At 41.8% G+C, this 14,245-nt stretch carries 12 protein-coding genes; 6 read left to right on the top strand and 6 right to left on the bottom strand.

What is annotated here, in order from left to right; genetic code table 11:
• Positions 1–74 precede the first annotated feature (74 nt).
• Together SLH46_RS14325 and SLH46_RS14330 are read left to right on the top strand one after the other, a co-directional pair.
• Positions 75–1,277 carry a hypothetical protein gene (locus SLH46_RS14325; protein WP_320281892.1) on the top strand — a complete coding sequence of 401 codons (1,203 nt, stop codon included), beginning with the start codon at positions 75–77 and terminating at the stop codon, positions 1,275–1,277.
• Positions 1,278–1,288: 11 nt separating this feature from the next.
• Complete coding sequence (locus SLH46_RS14330; RefSeq protein ID WP_320281893.1) at positions 1,289–1,849, top strand: FMN-binding protein; 561 nt, start codon at positions 1,289–1,291, stop codon at positions 1,847–1,849.
• Between the two features lie 86 nt (positions 1,850–1,935).
• Here SLH46_RS14330 and SLH46_RS14335 read toward each other — a convergent pair whose 3' ends face one another.
• Complete coding sequence (locus SLH46_RS14335) at positions 1,936–3,447, bottom strand: nitrilase-related carbon-nitrogen hydrolase (protein ID WP_320281894.1); 1,512 nt, start codon at positions 3,445–3,447, stop codon at positions 1,936–1,938.
• 133 nt (positions 3,448–3,580) lie between these two features.
• Between SLH46_RS14335 and SLH46_RS14340 the strand changes: the two genes are divergently transcribed.
• Positions 3,581–4,360 (top strand): response regulator transcription factor, encoded by a 780-nt coding sequence (locus tag SLH46_RS14340; protein WP_320281895.1) that lies wholly within the window; start codon positions 3,581–3,583, stop codon positions 4,358–4,360.
• A gap of 84 nt (positions 4,361–4,444) precedes the next feature.
• On the opposite strand, the gene SLH46_RS14345 is transcribed toward SLH46_RS14340, so the two are convergent.
• The 5 genes from SLH46_RS14345 to SLH46_RS14365 form a co-directional block, all read right to left on the bottom strand.
• Positions 4,445–5,152 carry a phosphoadenylyl-sulfate reductase gene (locus SLH46_RS14345; protein ID WP_320281896.1) on the bottom strand — a complete coding sequence of 236 codons (708 nt, stop codon included), beginning with the start codon at positions 5,150–5,152 and terminating at the stop codon, positions 4,445–4,447.
• 136 nt (positions 5,153–5,288) lie between these two features.
• Complete coding sequence (locus SLH46_RS14350; RefSeq protein ID WP_320281897.1) at positions 5,289–6,479, bottom strand: class I SAM-dependent rRNA methyltransferase; 1,191 nt, start codon at positions 6,477–6,479, stop codon at positions 5,289–5,291.
• Between the two features lie 2 nt (positions 6,480–6,481).
• Positions 6,482–7,054: a 3'-5' exonuclease gene (locus tag SLH46_RS14355; protein WP_320281898.1), complete on the bottom strand. Its 573-nt coding sequence runs from the start codon at positions 7,052–7,054 to the stop codon at positions 6,482–6,484.
• Positions 7,055–7,660 carry a DUF5063 domain-containing protein gene (locus SLH46_RS14360; protein WP_320281899.1) on the bottom strand — a complete coding sequence of 202 codons (606 nt, stop codon included), beginning with the start codon at positions 7,658–7,660 and terminating at the stop codon, positions 7,055–7,057.
• Positions 7,661–7,892: 232 nt separating this feature from the next.
• Positions 7,893–9,794, bottom strand: coding sequence for a RecQ family ATP-dependent DNA helicase (locus tag SLH46_RS14365; RefSeq protein ID WP_320281900.1), 1,902 nt, complete (start codon positions 9,792–9,794; stop codon positions 7,893–7,895).
• A gap of 136 nt (positions 9,795–9,930) precedes the next feature.
• Here SLH46_RS14365 and guaB point away from each other — a divergent pair, with 136 nt between their 5' ends.
• The 3 genes from guaB to SLH46_RS14380 all read left to right on the top strand — a co-directional run bounded on the left by guaB (position 9,931) and on the right by SLH46_RS14380 (position 14,244).
• Positions 9,931–11,406 (top strand): IMP dehydrogenase, encoded by a 1,476-nt coding sequence (gene guaB / locus SLH46_RS14370; RefSeq protein WP_320281901.1) that lies wholly within the window; start codon positions 9,931–9,933, stop codon positions 11,404–11,406.
• A gap of 83 nt (positions 11,407–11,489) precedes the next feature.
• A complete protein-coding gene (locus SLH46_RS14375; RefSeq protein WP_320281902.1) occupies positions 11,490–13,388 on the top strand; it encodes a foldase protein PrsA in 1,899 nt (632 codons plus the stop codon).
• Positions 13,381–14,244 (top strand): hypothetical protein, encoded by an 864-nt coding sequence (locus tag SLH46_RS14380; protein WP_320281903.1) that lies wholly within the window; start codon positions 13,381–13,383, stop codon positions 14,242–14,244. Before SLH46_RS14375 ends, SLH46_RS14380 begins: the two co-directional genes overlap by 8 nt.
• Position 14,245 lies beyond the last annotated feature (1 nt).

The following is a 14,245-nucleotide window of genomic DNA, read 5'->3' on the forward strand; positions in this document are numbered from 1 at the left end:
TTTTTGGGATTTCACACCTCACGCCCCCAATGTAATTTTGCAGGACAAAATCACAAGAAATGAAATACCTAAAAATGAAAAGTTTATTACTGATTACGCTGCTGCTGGCCGGCGGATTAATCACCCGGGCTCAGGAGACCGAAAATACCACCAATCAATACACCAACTCTGCCGATAACCTTTTAACTCAAAACAGCAAACTGCTGATTGGAGGCTACGGTGAAGTGCATTTCAACCAGCCCTTATCGGGTTCAACCTACAACAACGGAAAATTGGATGTTCACCGTGTGGTGATGCTTTTGGGCTATAACTTTAACGAAAAAACACAGTTTATCACCGAAATTGAATACGAGCACGTAAAGGAGGTTTATGTAGAACAGGCCTTTTTGCAATACAAGCTGAACAACGCCATTAATTTCCGTGGAGGATTAATGCTGGTGCCGATGGGAATTATTAACGAGTACCACGAGCCAACAACTTTTCACGGAGTTGAGCGCCCTTTGGTGGATAATACAATTACGCCAACAACCTGGCGTGAGATCGGTTTTGGGTTGAGCGGAACAATTCTTCCGGCTTCTCTGAAATACCAGGCTTACGTTATGAATGGTTTTAACGGCTACGATGGTTCTGCCAAATTAAGTGGAGCAAAAGGAATGCGCAGTGGCCGCCAAAAAGGCGCTGAATCGTTTGTAAGCTCTCCGAATTTTGCCGGTAAAGTAGAATATTACGGTATTCGCGGACTAAATATCGGATTGTCGGCTTACCTCGGAAAAACTCAGAGTAAACTTTACGATGGCATCGATAAAGATAATGACGCTGCCATCGCAGTGGCCGACTCATCGGTTGTAGGTATTTCAATGCTGGGACTTGATGCCCGCTACACCATAAAAGGACTTCAATTGCGTGGTCAGTTGTATTATGCAGGATTGTCAAATACAGATGAATACAATGTTTTTACTGGCAGCAACGGCAGCCTGAACGACGTGGGAAGTGCAATGATCGGTTACTACACCGAAGCAGCTTACAATGTGTTTCGTTCGGTAGACACCGAATTGCAACTGGTACCGTTTGTTCGTTACGAGTTTCTGAATACGCACAGTTCGGTTGAGGAGAACATTTCAAAAAATGCGGCTTACGAAAAAACAGCAATTACCACCGGACTTACGCTGGCATTAACAAAAGGAGCAGTTGTAAAAACCGATGTACAGTTTGTTAAAAACGCAGCCACCGATACCTACGCAAAAACGTTTAGTGCCGGAATTGGTGTAATGTTTTAATCTGTAAATTAATGAAGATCAAATCAGGAATATTACTATTTGTTGCTTTACTAAGTGCATGTTTGGTTTCTGCCCAAAAAGAGGTAGATTTTCAACCAAAGGCATTGGTAAAAACGCTCGAAAAATCGGGTATTGAGGAACTTTCGGGTATTGAAGAGCTTGCTCTTTCGGCCGATTATTCTTCCTCAAACGGAAAGTATTTTCTGGTAAATAAAAATAACGACAACGGTTACAAATACGTTTACGTCGGACGCGTACACAGCTGCCGAGCCGGTGGTTGCTCAGGCCCTAACGATGTTTTGGCGATTGGAGAATCGGAGTATTTCGATTATTACATGCTTTTTGACGCCGGTAAAAATGTTGTGGAAGTAAAAGTATTTAACTACCAGGCCACCCACGGACAGGAAATTACCGCCAAAGGTTGGCTAAAGCAGTTTATCGGTTACGATGGAAAAGACTCGCTGAAAGTGGACAAAGATATCGATTCCATATCGGGAGCAACCATTTCGGTTTATGCCATTACCGCCGATGTGCAAGACAAAACCGCCTTGCTGAAAAAGCTGCAACTTTAATTTGAATTAGTTTAACATTTGATACGTTTTAAAAGTCCCGGTTGATATAATGCCATTATCGATCGGGGCTTTTTGATTTAGCAAAGTCATATTTTTGAAACGGATTTCTGCTTTTTCCAGAACCGATGCCCCAGAAAAATAACTATCAGGTAAAGCAGCGCGAGATAGATTACAAGGTCGTTTAAAACCGAATAAATAGTACGGATGGAATGTATCGGAACTTCAGCATAAACGATTTTTTCACCACCGGTTAAACTATTGGCAGAAGCCAGAGAATTTCCAAGATAATCGGTGAAAGTAGTAAGACCTTTTCCATTGGCCCTTACAACCGAGAAACCATGCTGAATACCCGGTACAACAGCCATCTCGGCATGAAAAGGTGTAATTCCTTCCCAATCGAATGCCGGCACCAAAAGGATATCAATATTTGCATCACCCGCCTGTTTCAGGTAATGCGGCATATCCAGGTCGGCACAAATAACCGTACCCAGGCGACCAAACTCAGTATCGGTATAGGGCAGTTTTGAATCGCCTTTATTCACAATTGGCGCTTCAGCATAAGGGTGCAAAAACGACTTTTTATATTCCCATACAATTTCACCATCCGGCGCCACCAGTAGATCTACATTATTAAATGGCTTCTCTTCTGAATTAATACCGCTTTCAAGAAAAGCCATCAATATATACACATTTTCATCCGTACAAAATTTACTCACTTTATTTACTAACTCTTTCTTTTGTTCCTGACCGAGAATTAAAGCGGCCTCATTCCACAACAAAATTTTTGCCCCCTTATTAATTGCCTCACGTGTTCTGGTCATCATAATTTCAATAGTTGCAGAATCAGAAAACAATCCGGCTGGAATTTCAGAACCTGATCCATCTACCAGCTTTTTTAATGCTGCTTCTTCGTTTTTCACCACAGCATGAATATCGGTATCGCTTAAAATGGCAGCTACTTTAACCGTATTACCCTCAGGTTTGTGAAGTAACATGCGAACACTACCATACACCAAAATCGCACAAATTATTGCACTATAAATAAGTGTTCCTCTGAGCCATTTTTTTCGGTTATCGTAGTCTTCAATAATTCGGTTAGCTACCGGAGCAAACCAAAGCACCAAAAACGAAACACCAAATATTCCACCAATTGCACTAAACTGAAGTAAGGGTTTTACATCAAACTGTGTATGCGCAACCGATCCCCAGGTTCCAATGGCAAAACTGGCAACAAATTCTACCAGCACTGCAACCGAAGGAAAAATAAGTGTATAATAAAAGGGCATTTCTTTGCTGTATAAAAATCGATCGGCGAGGTAAGCAACACTATACAAAATGCAAAAGCTTAAACCGTTAAAAACATCCACTGCCGGAAGATGAAAAAGGTTGTTCCCGGTTTGCGAAAGCATTCCCGAGACAAAAAGAAGTAGATAGAAAAATACAAAATCGAAGCGTCTGGCGCGCCGAAAATAATACAAAAGAAATACCGGTGCCAACCAGGCAGCCCAGGCAATTGCCCAGTTAATACCGGCCAATGTTATTGTTGTTGCTCCAATAAGTAAAACAAGGCTTTTTATTATTGTTGATTTTGTTTTCATGTTTTCGTCTTTTATCAGCTTTTCCGAATTCACATCCGATTTGCAATTTCCTTTGGCTTGAATAATTCGTTATTTTTGAGTACAAAATTATTATGCCCACTATAAATTGAAATAGTGATTATTCATCATTTTTATGACGTATCGTACCGATCAGCTAAATACAACACGGTTGCAGAATATGGAGGCGCACAATTGTGCAGTCGACGAAAGCGACTACGAACGGATTCGGCCTAAAATTGAGTTGCTGCAACGCTTGGCAGAAGCCGAACGTTCGATGTATGCGATTTTCGATATGCACAAAGGAAATTATCTGCTGAAAAGTTCGGAGCAGCAAAAGTTGTTTGGCAAAGCATTATCGGATGAGCATAAAAATTTTGATGCAGATCTGATCTACCAAAACATTCACCCGGATGATCTTTCTTTTGTTTTGGAAACCGACAACCTGACCTACCGTTTTTTTGCATCGTTACCGGCTGACGAGAAAAAGGACTATAAACTTGTTTACGATTTTAGGATTAGAAATACGGAAGGAAATTACCTGCGCTACATGCACCAGGTGATTATTCTCGAACAGGACAAAAACGGGCGTTCGTGGCTATCGCTGATTATATCCGACCTGTTACCGGAACAAGCTGCAAATTCAAAATGCCAGCGCCGAATGATCAACTTAAAAACCGGGAAACTGCACTTTCTAACTGACGAAGAAAAATCAAATACAGAATATTTGCTTACCAAACGCGAACGACAAGTGCTCGAACTCATCGCTTTGGGTTACGATAGTAAAAGTATTTCTGAGAAATTATTTATCAGCGTTAACACCGTAAATAACCACCGTCAAAACATTCTCAGAAAAACTAGAGCGGAGAATACTACACAGGCCTTGCTTTACGCCAAACGACTTGGGATTATTTAACAGGAAGCTAGACTTCGTCCTAGAATAATCGCAACAAAAAAGGCACAGAAAAATCCGTGCCTTATATCTGATTGTAATTAAGATCTATTTCTTTAGCGAATGCAGTCCACACTCTTTTCCGGAGCCCTGCTCCCACCACCAACGTCCGGCACGGAAATCTTCGCCCGGCTGAATGGCACGTGTACAAGGTTGGCAGCCAATACTTACAAAACCTTTGTCGTGCAGCACATTGTAAGGTACGTTGTATTTCTTCACCCAGTCGATGGTTTCTTCCAGGCTCCACTCCATTAACGGATTGTATTTTACAATATCGTTACCGGCATCGTACTCAAAAAATTTCATATCGCTGCGGTTATCGCTCTGCGAGGCACGTAATCCGGTAATCCAAATTTCGTTTCCTTTCAAGGCACGTTTTAACGGAATTACCTTGCGGATGTAACAACATTCTTTGCGGTTTTCGAGCGAATCGTAAAAACTGAAAGGTCCCTTTTCTTCCAATAACTTTTCCACCTCATCAGTTGGCGGGAAATAGGCTTTAATCGGCTTCTTATATTTTTCGAGGGTACTGCGGTACACTTTGTATGTTTCAGGGAATAAACGCCCGGTATCCAAAGTAACCACATTTATGGGCAAATCGTTTTTGAAAATGATATCGGTGATCACCTGATCTTCGTAGCCAAAACTTGTTGTAAATACCACTTTCCCCGGATGCTGTTCAACCAGGAATTGTAATTTTTCTACAATCGTTTTTTCAGCCAGTTGGGCGTTATACTTGTCTGTAAGTTCTTGCATTTTTTTGTAATTATATTTTACCACAAAGTTTCACAAAGGAAGCACAGAGTTACACAAAGTTTGTCCTCATTTGCTCAATAACTCAATCACTTATCGGTTCTTTTGCCTTTTAACTTTTTCATTTTGCCTTGCTCTCCTACTCCACATATAAAACCAGTCCCTTCAGGTATTCACTTTCGGGGTGGTAAATATTCACCGGGTGATCTACTGGCTGGCTCATTTGGTGCAGGATACGAACATTTCGTCCGGCAATGGCTGCTGCAGAGAATACTGCTTCCCTGAATTTCTCTTTCGACACCACCTGCGAGCAGGAGAAAGTAAACAAAATTCCGCCTTTACGAATCTGCTCGAAAGCGCGGGTATTAATTCGTTTGTACCCTTTTAACGCCTGAGGTAGCGTATTTCGGTGTTTGGCAAATGCCGGCGGATCAAGAATAATCAAATCGTATTTATCCTGAATGTCTTTCAGGTATTCAAAACCATCGATCACTGTCGATTTATGACGTTTGTCTCCCGGGAAGTTAAGCTCCACATTCTCATCAGTAAGGTCGATCGCTTTTGCCGAGGCATCAACCGAGTGCACCGATTTGGCATCACCCTTCATGGCATAAAACGAAAAACCACCGGTGTAACAAAACATGTTCAACACATCGCGGTCTTTTGAATAATCCTGTACCAGTTTTCGGTTTTCGCGCTGGTCGACAAAGAATCCGGTCTTCTGCCCTTTTTCCCAGTCAACTTTAAAACGCAGGCCGTACTCCTTCACTTCAGTTTCCGATTCTGAGCCAAATAAGTAACCATCTTCCGATTTAACTTCGGCTTTAAACGGCAAGGTTTTTTCACTTTTATTATAGATCGCTTTTAGTTGATCGCCCATCACTTCCGTCAGGGCTTTTACCAGTTCTTCGCGAATAAGATACATTCCAATGGAGTGCATTTGCATTACCGCAGTTCCGTTGTAGAAGTCCACGATCAGACCCGGCATTCCGTCTCCTTCAGCGTGGATCAAACGAAAAACATTGGTTTCGGGGTTATTTTCAAAACCCAGTTTTTTCCGAAGATTCCAGGCACTTTCTATTTTGCTTTTCCAGAAATCGTAATCCGGTTCAATCTCTTCGAACGACACAATACGAATGGCAATTGATCCCACCTGGTAGTGCCCAATTCCTAAAAACTGGTCTTTATTTGAATACACTTTTACCAGCTCGCCTTCGGCCGGCGTTCCGTACATTTTTTTAATGGCTCCGGAGAATACCCATGGGTGAAAACGCAGTAATGACTGGTCTTTACCCGACTTTAATACTACTTTGACAAACTCTTTTGCCATCTCTAATTTTTTGAAAAGTTCTCGAAAATTTCCAGTGCAGCCCACGCATCGGTTGCTGCATAATATTGTTGTGCTTCTGTTAGCTCACCGGCTTCCCAGTTGGTAAGCTGCTGACCTTTTGAAATGCGGAAACCACAGGCAATGGCTGTCAGCTTTTTCAGGCTGAAATTCTGAATGCCCATTTCTTTGGCCTCATCCTGCAGCTCTACAAAACCACCCGGTTTAAAAGGCACAAATTCCTGCAGCCCTTTAATGTCGTCGCGGATTGCAACACCCGGTTTTATAATGCTTTCGTTAGCCAGCAATTCCACAATTTCGCGGGGTAAACCAATGCGGTTAATGCGGAATAAAAACGCCTTATCTTTCGTTGATAACTGCAACAAGGCCACTTTATTTACCACACCCTTTTTAAACGAAGGTTTTGTTTCGGTATCAAAGCCAATAATATCTGCTCCATTCAACTCCTTCATAGCCTGTTTTACCTGGTGTAAGGAGTCGACCAATACAATCTGCCCTTCGAACCGTTTTAACGGCAATCCCGACATTTCGTCGTTTGATATACTTTCTCTAAACATTTATTCTTCCTCTTGATCGGTTCCCCAGAATTTATCCAGCCACGCCGGATTTCCTTTTCCCGGAACCACTTCTTCGTTATTACTTTTTTCCGAAAAATCGGCACTGCTGTATACCAGCATGTGTACTGCACGCATAACATTTACCAGCTGCTGCCCCCAGAATTCCTCAAAATGGTAGATACACTCCGAAATCGTATCGTTCATTACTTCTTCGTTACCAATGCTGTAATTTGTGATACAATCCTTCAAATCCTGATAAATGTCCATCAGGTTTTCAGAAATACTGGCGCGAACTGTTTCTTCACCAAACTGAATATTCGGGTCGAAAACTTCGTAAAAACCATCGTGCTCTCCCAACAATTGCAACCATTTCTGATGCAATACATTATAGTCGAGCTCGTTTACGAATTTCTCCAATTCCTCGTCCATTACCATTTCAATCTTCTCAACAACCGAAGCCTTCAAATAGAGTAATGGCAGTAACTTTTGCAACTTTGCAAGATTTTCTTCTGCAGTTAGATGCGACACATTTTCGATGGTAGAACAGTACTCATTAGCCACTGTTACAAATTCAACAACATTTTTTGAATATACGATCTGATCCATACGAGCATCTAAATTTTCCGAATAAAAAACTGCTGCAAAAGTAGTAAAGATTTTTAAGACAGAGTAAAGAGATGGAAACGGGAGAATTATGAGATAAGGATTAAAGATTGAGGTAGATTGAAAGAGATTGAGAAAATGTAAGGGAAGAAAGTGAATGAGTTTATGCGCAAATGAGTAAACTTGAAACTTTTTCCTTTTTACCTTTTGCCTTTCTACTTTTGCCTTGAGTCCGCTACTCCTTCCACTCCAACAAATTATCAATGCGGTAGATAATTTTTTTGTTATCGAGTAACCACTTAATCACTTCGCGCATTTTTTGCTGTTCACCTTTTAACTTAAACAGTAGATTTTCGTAGGTACATGGATCCTCAAGAAGTTTTTTTACTTTTTTGCTTACCGTTTCGAACTCGTAATCGCTTAATGCCAGCGTTTGTTTTTCTTTGCAGATATCGCAAGTGCCACATGGTGCAGCATCAGTTTCACCAAAATATTGCAAGAGAATCTGGCTTCTGCATGTGGTTGAATCGGTTGCATAATGAATAACCGACTCTATTTTTTCGGTGTAATCCTTTTTACGCAGATCGTAATTCTCTTTCGATATTTTTATCCGATCGATATGTACCCGCTCTTTTGTGAAATAGATAAACGGTGTTTGACTGCTTGGAACATAATCGAGTACTTTCGACTGGCGCAAATGTTTGAGGTAATTATAAACCTGCTCGCGATTGAGCCCCGAACGTTTCGAGAGCAACTCCTCATCGATGGCCACATAACCACTAAATAATCCGGTATACGATCGTAATAACAGCTTTATAAAATCGTCGAGTTTTGCGTTGGCAACCTGGAATTTGTATAATTCATCGCGCGAAATCGGGAAATACACCCGCGACGGACTATCAACCTGCTCGGTAAATTCGAGATATTCCTGACGTTGCAGAATTTTCAGGCTATTATACACCATCGCCTGCTGAAATTTATAAGCCTGCGCAAATCCCTGCAAACTAAATTCGTGCACCTGCCCTTTTCCGTGCCCCACCGCAACCTGAAAATAGTTACAAAGTGAATCGTAAATACGTTTTATATTATCGGTTTCAGGAAACGAAACGGAGATGTGTTTTTTAAGTTTTGTGGTATCGGCATTATTATATAACAGTACCGCAGCCGATTTTTTCCCGTCGCGGCCTGCCCTGCCCGCCTCCTGGTAATACGCTTCCAGCGAATCGGGCGAATCAATATGAATTACAAAACGAACGTTGGGTTTGTCAATCCCCATTCCAAAAGCATTGGTGGCCACAATCACCCGTGTTCTTCCGCTAAGCCAGTCGTCTTGCCTTGAACTACGAATAAGATTGCTTAAACCGGCATGGTAATAACTTGCAGAAACTCCCTGCTGTTTCAGCTCATCAGCAATTTCGCGCGTGGCTTTCCGGCTGCGCACATAAACCACTCCCGAACCTTTTACCTTTTTTAATGAATCAAGCAGATATCCCGTTTTGTTTTCAACATGACGTACCAAGTAACTCAGGTTTTCGCGGTGGAACGACATTTTTAACAAATTCTTCTCTTTGAAACCCAATTTGTCCTGAATATCGTCGGCCACCTTTGGTGTTGCAGTTGCTGTAAGCGCCAGTATTTTTACCTTGGGCAGCAACTCCCGTACTTTTATAATACTCAAATAACTCGGGCGAAAATCATACCCCCATTGCGAAATACAGTGTGCCTCGTCAACCGTTAACAAGTTTATATTCATTTGCGCCAGGCGCTCCAGAAACCGTTCTGAATTCAATCGTTCGGGCGACACATACAAAAACTTGTAATTCCCCCAAACCGCATTGTCGAGCGTGAGTTTTATTTCGCGAGCCGACATGCCACTGTGTACGGCCAGCGCTTTTATACCTTTTTTATTCAGGCTTTCCACCTGGTCTTTCATTAAGGCAATTAATGGAGTTACCACCACACAAAGTCCTTCCTGCGAAAGCGAATAAACCTGAAATGTTATTGATTTTCCTCCGCCGGTCGGCATTAATCCAAGCGTGTCGTTACCGGCTGCAACAGACTCGATAATTTCGAGCTGCAGCGGTCTGAAATCGGGGTAGCCCCAATAGCGGGTAAGTATCTGCCTGAAGTCTTCCATTAATACAAATTAAGAAATCATTTTAACCTTTAACAATTTTTATTCTTCAAAAGTAGGCACAGCGCAAATAAATCAGCTCTGGTCCACTATTTTTTTGTAGTTTTGCGCTTTAATAAAAACATTAAAATAGTTAGGCATGTCGTTTCTAGAAGACAAAATTCAATTTGAAGGATTAACCTTCGATGATGTTCTTTTAATTCCCTCATATTCAGAGTTATTACCACGCGAAGTTGATCTATCTTCGAGATTTACCAGAAACATTGTGATTAACACGCCAATTTTATCGGCAGCAATGGACACAGTTACCGAAAGCAAAATGGCGATTGCCATTGCACGCGAAGGTGGTATCGGTGTAATTCATAAAAATATGGGGATCGAGGAGCAGGCACACCAGATTACAACTGTAAAACGTGCCGAAAATGGTATGATCTACGATCCGATCACCATCACTCCTGAGAAAAAAGTGAAAGATGCGCTTGATATTATGGCAAAATACAAAATTGGTGGTATTCCTGTTGTTGACGGACACGGACACCTGGTAGGTATTGTTACCAACCGCGATTTGCGTTTTGAACTGAATATGAGCCGTCCGATTTCGGAAGTAATGACCAGCGAAAACCTGGTTTCAACAACCGAATCAACCGACTTGCACAAAGCTGCTGAAATTCTTCAGCGTCATAAAATTGAAAAACTACCTGTAGTTGATAAGGAAAACAAACTTATTGGCCTGGTAACTTATAAAGATATTACCAAAGCAAAAGATAAACCGCTGGCTTGCAAAGATGAAAAAGGCCGTTTGCGCGTAGCTGCCGGTGTTGGTATTGCCGGCGACACGCTAGACCGTGTTGATGCACTGGTAAAAGCACAGGTTGATGCACTTGTTTTGGATACTGCACACGGACATACCAAAGGTGTGGTTGACATGCTAAAACGTATTAAAGCAAAATATCCGGAGAAGGATGTTGTTGCCGGAAACATTGCCACTGCCGAAGCAGCAAAACTACTTGTTAGTGCCGGTGCCGACGCCGTTAAAGTTGGAATTGGTCCCGGATCGATTTGTACCACCCGTGTAATTGCCGGTGTTGGAGTTCCTCAGCTTTCTGCTATTTACAATGTTTCAAAAGCCATTAAAGATGCAGGTGTTCCTGTAATTGGCGATGGTGGTTTACGTTACTCAGGCGACTTTGTAAAAGGTTTGGCTGCCGGTGCCGATTCGATGATGGCCGGTGGATTATTTGCCGGTGTTGAAGAATCGCCGGGTGAGACCATCCTTTACCAGGGAAGAAAATTTAAAGCTTACCGTGGAATGGGATCGGTTGAAGCCATGCAAAAAGGTTCGAAAGACCGCTATTTCCAGGACATGGAAGAAGACATTAAAAAACTGGTTCCTGAAGGAATCGCTGCCCGTGTTCCTTACAAAGGATCGTTATACGAAGTGCTTTATCAATTACTTGGTGGTATTCGTGCCGGAATGGGTTACTGTGGAGCAAGAAATATCAAACTTTTACAGGAAGCTAAATTCACACGAATTTCAAATGCCGGCGTTCAGGAAAGTCATCCGCACGATGTAAGCATTACACGTGAAGCACCGAACTACAGCAGCCGCCAATAAAAGCGGCCTGCCTTGTAGTAACGGCAGAAACGATTAAAAGCTACACAAGCATATTCGTTCAAATCTTAAATCGAAAGTTTAAAATGAACAGGATTTTATTTTCGCTGGTTCTTTTTGTTGTCTTTTCGCTGACGGCTTTTGCCCAACAGTCGGAAGTACTCTTAACAGTTGGCAACCAGGAAATAAGCAAAGATGAATTTGAACACATTTACCAGAAAAACAACAGCAACCTGTATTCGAATGAAGACAAAAAGTCGCCGGAAGAATACCTCGACCTGTTTATAAATTTTAAACTTAAAGTTGTTGAGGCCGAAGCCTTAAAAATGGATACCAGCCAGGCATTTATAACCGAATTGGCTGGTTACCGGAAAGAAGTTGCGGCCCCATATCTTACCGATATAGATTATAGCGAACATCAGGTAGAAGAACTCTACCGGCGAATGACGCTCGAAGTTGATGCCAGCCATATTTTATTGCGTGTCGATGCCAATGCTTCGGAACAAAAGAAAAAAGAGGTACTGGATAAAATAAGAGCGATTCGAAATGAGATAGTCGCCGGTAAATCATTCGAAGAAGCGGCTATCGAATATTCAGAAGACCCTTCGGCAAAATCGAATAAAGGACGACTCGGATATTTTTCGGCTTTTACAATGGTAGTTCCTTTTGAAGATGCCGCTTTTAACACACCCGTTGGAGAGATTTCCGATCCGGTAAAAACCGATTTTGGCTACCACATTATTAAAGTTCACGATGTTCGTCAGAACAAAGGTGAGATTCTGGTGGCTCATATCATGAAAAATATTCCACGCGAAGCTCCTGCGGTTGAAAAAATCAAAGCAAAAGCAGCCATCGACTCCATCTACCAGCTGTTGCTTGATGGTGCCGACTTTGCCGAAATGGCCAAAAACGAATCGCAAGACCGTCGCTCTGCAGTTCGTGGCGGCGAAATGCCATGGTTTGCAGCAGGAAGAATTGTTGCCGAATTTTCGGATCCGGCCTTTACGTTAAAAAACAACGGCGATTTTACTCAGCCGGTTGAAACTCCTTTTGGTTACCACATTATAAAACGCCTAAATGCACGCCCGGTTCCGCCGTTTGAAGAAGCACGGGCAACCATCGAAAGCCAGATTAAAAAAGATCCAATACGATTGGAATCCGGTAAAAAGGTATTTATCGAAAAACTGAAAACGGCATATAACTTTCAGGAGGATGAAGCGGCAAAAGCTCAATTGGCCGATATTCAGATAACTGAAAGTAACGATCTTCCTGCAACTACTTTATTTACAATCGACAATCAGGAATTTGGACCAAAAGAGCTTGAAGCATTTGTTGCGGACAATAAAATAAAATCAGGCACTTATCTTTCGGTTTACGACCGTTGGGTAAGCGATGAGATTACCAATCTCGAGGATTCGAAACTGGAAGAGAAATACCCTGAGTTTCGTTACCTGATGAACGAATACCACGACGGAATTCTGTTGTTTAATATTTCGCAGGAAAAGATCTGGAAATATGCGTCGCAAGACACAACCGGATTGGAAAAGTTCTACGAAAAAGATAAGAACAAGCACATGTGGGGCGACCGTTTTAAAGGTTATTTAATTAGCTGTAACGATGTGTCGGTTCGCGAGGAAGCTGAAGATCTTTTTGGTGCCGGAATGAATGCTGATGAAGTACTGGCCCATATAAATAACAACGGCGAAGAACTTATTTCGATTGAGAGCGGCGCCTGGGAAGAAGCCCAAAATCCTATTGTTGATTATTACGTTTGGAACGGCAAAGACCCGGATAATTTTGACAGTGCTACAACATTTATTCGTGGCGATAAAATTGATCCCGAACCAAAAACACTCGATGAAGCTAGGGGATTATTTATCTCCGACTATCAGAATTATTTGGAAGAACAATGGCTCAAAGAGCTACGATCGAAACACAAAGTTAAAGTGAATAAAAAACTGCTAAAAACCATCGAAGGTGCTTAAACAGCGAATCACATATGGTATTATCATTGTTTTGGCAGTTGTAATTGCCGGATGTTCGTCGGAGAGTAACGATGAGCCGGTTGCAAGCGTTGGAGAGAAAGTACTTTACCAATCGAAAGTTCAGGAAATATTGCCAAAAGGTATAAGCACGGAAGACAGCATTTCGATGAGCAACGATTACATCGACAAATGGATTAAGCAGGAATTGCTGATACAAAAAGCCGACGAAAACTTAAGTGCCCAACAAAAAGATTTAACCGCAGAACTGGAAGAATACCGTAACTCGCTGATTATTTACAAGTACAAAAACGAGCTGATTAAACAGCGAATGGATACCCTTGTTACCGAAGAGCAGATTGAAACTTATTACAACAACAACCAGGGAAATTTCAACCTGAATTACAGCATTGTTAAAGCAACATTTGTAATGATTCCCGGCGATCTGGCAAATCCGGAACTGGTAAAAGGGCTGGTTGCCGACACATCGCCCGAAGGACTGGACGAACTACGCGATTATTGCGGACGGTATGCAAAAAAGGTTAATATCTCGGCCGATGAGTGGATCAGTTTCCAGGCCCTGAAAAATAACTTCCCGGTTGAGGTGGAAGACGATGCTACTTTTCTGAGCCGAAAAGACCTGTATGAAATGAATGATTCAAATTATTATTATCTTGTCAGCATTCATGATTACAAATTAACCAACGACCTTGCACCGATCGATTTTGTGCGAAACAACATAAAGAACCTGATACTCAATCAACGAAAAATCAGGTTCCTAAAAGAAATTGAGGAAAATATTTACACTGAAGGTGTAAGAAAAAAGAAATTCAGAAAATATGATTCGAAAACAAATTAGC

The sequence above is a fragment of the Draconibacterium sp. IB214405 genome (assembly GCF_033963885.1).
In the GTDB taxonomy this organism is placed as follows: Bacteria; Bacteroidota; Bacteroidia; order Bacteroidales; family Prolixibacteraceae; genus Draconibacterium.

What these genes read in the sequence shown, in the direction of transcription:
- SLH46_RS14325 (WP_320281892.1), top strand. Translation starts at nt 75, where the DNA reads ATGAAAAGTTTATTACTGATTACGCTGCTGCTGGCCGGCGGATTAATC.
- SLH46_RS14330 (WP_320281893.1), top strand. Translation starts at nt 1,289, where the DNA reads ATGAAGATCAAATCAGGAATATTACTATTTGTTGCTTTACTAAGTGCA.
- SLH46_RS14335 (WP_320281894.1), bottom strand. Translation starts at nt 3,447, where the DNA reads ATGAAAACAAAATCAACAATAATAAAAAGCCTTGTTTTACTTATTGGA.
- SLH46_RS14340 (WP_320281895.1), top strand. Translation starts at nt 3,581, where the DNA reads ATGACGTATCGTACCGATCAGCTAAATACAACACGGTTGCAGAATATG.
- SLH46_RS14345 (WP_320281896.1), bottom strand. Translation starts at nt 5,152, where the DNA reads ATGCAAGAACTTACAGACAAGTATAACGCCCAACTGGCTGAAAAAACG.
- SLH46_RS14350 (WP_320281897.1), bottom strand. Translation starts at nt 6,479, where the DNA reads ATGGCAAAAGAGTTTGTCAAAGTAGTATTAAAGTCGGGTAAAGACCAG.
- SLH46_RS14355 (WP_320281898.1), bottom strand. Translation starts at nt 7,054, where the DNA reads ATGTTTAGAGAAAGTATATCAAACGACGAAATGTCGGGATTGCCGTTA.
- SLH46_RS14360 (WP_320281899.1), bottom strand. Translation starts at nt 7,660, where the DNA reads ATGGATCAGATCGTATATTCAAAAAATGTTGTTGAATTTGTAACAGTG.
- SLH46_RS14365 (WP_320281900.1), bottom strand. Translation starts at nt 9,794, where the DNA reads ATGGAAGACTTCAGGCAGATACTTACCCGCTATTGGGGCTACCCCGAT.
- guaB (WP_320281901.1), top strand. Translation starts at nt 9,931, where the DNA reads ATGTCGTTTCTAGAAGACAAAATTCAATTTGAAGGATTAACCTTCGAT.
- SLH46_RS14375 (WP_320281902.1), top strand. Translation starts at nt 11,490, where the DNA reads ATGAACAGGATTTTATTTTCGCTGGTTCTTTTTGTTGTCTTTTCGCTG.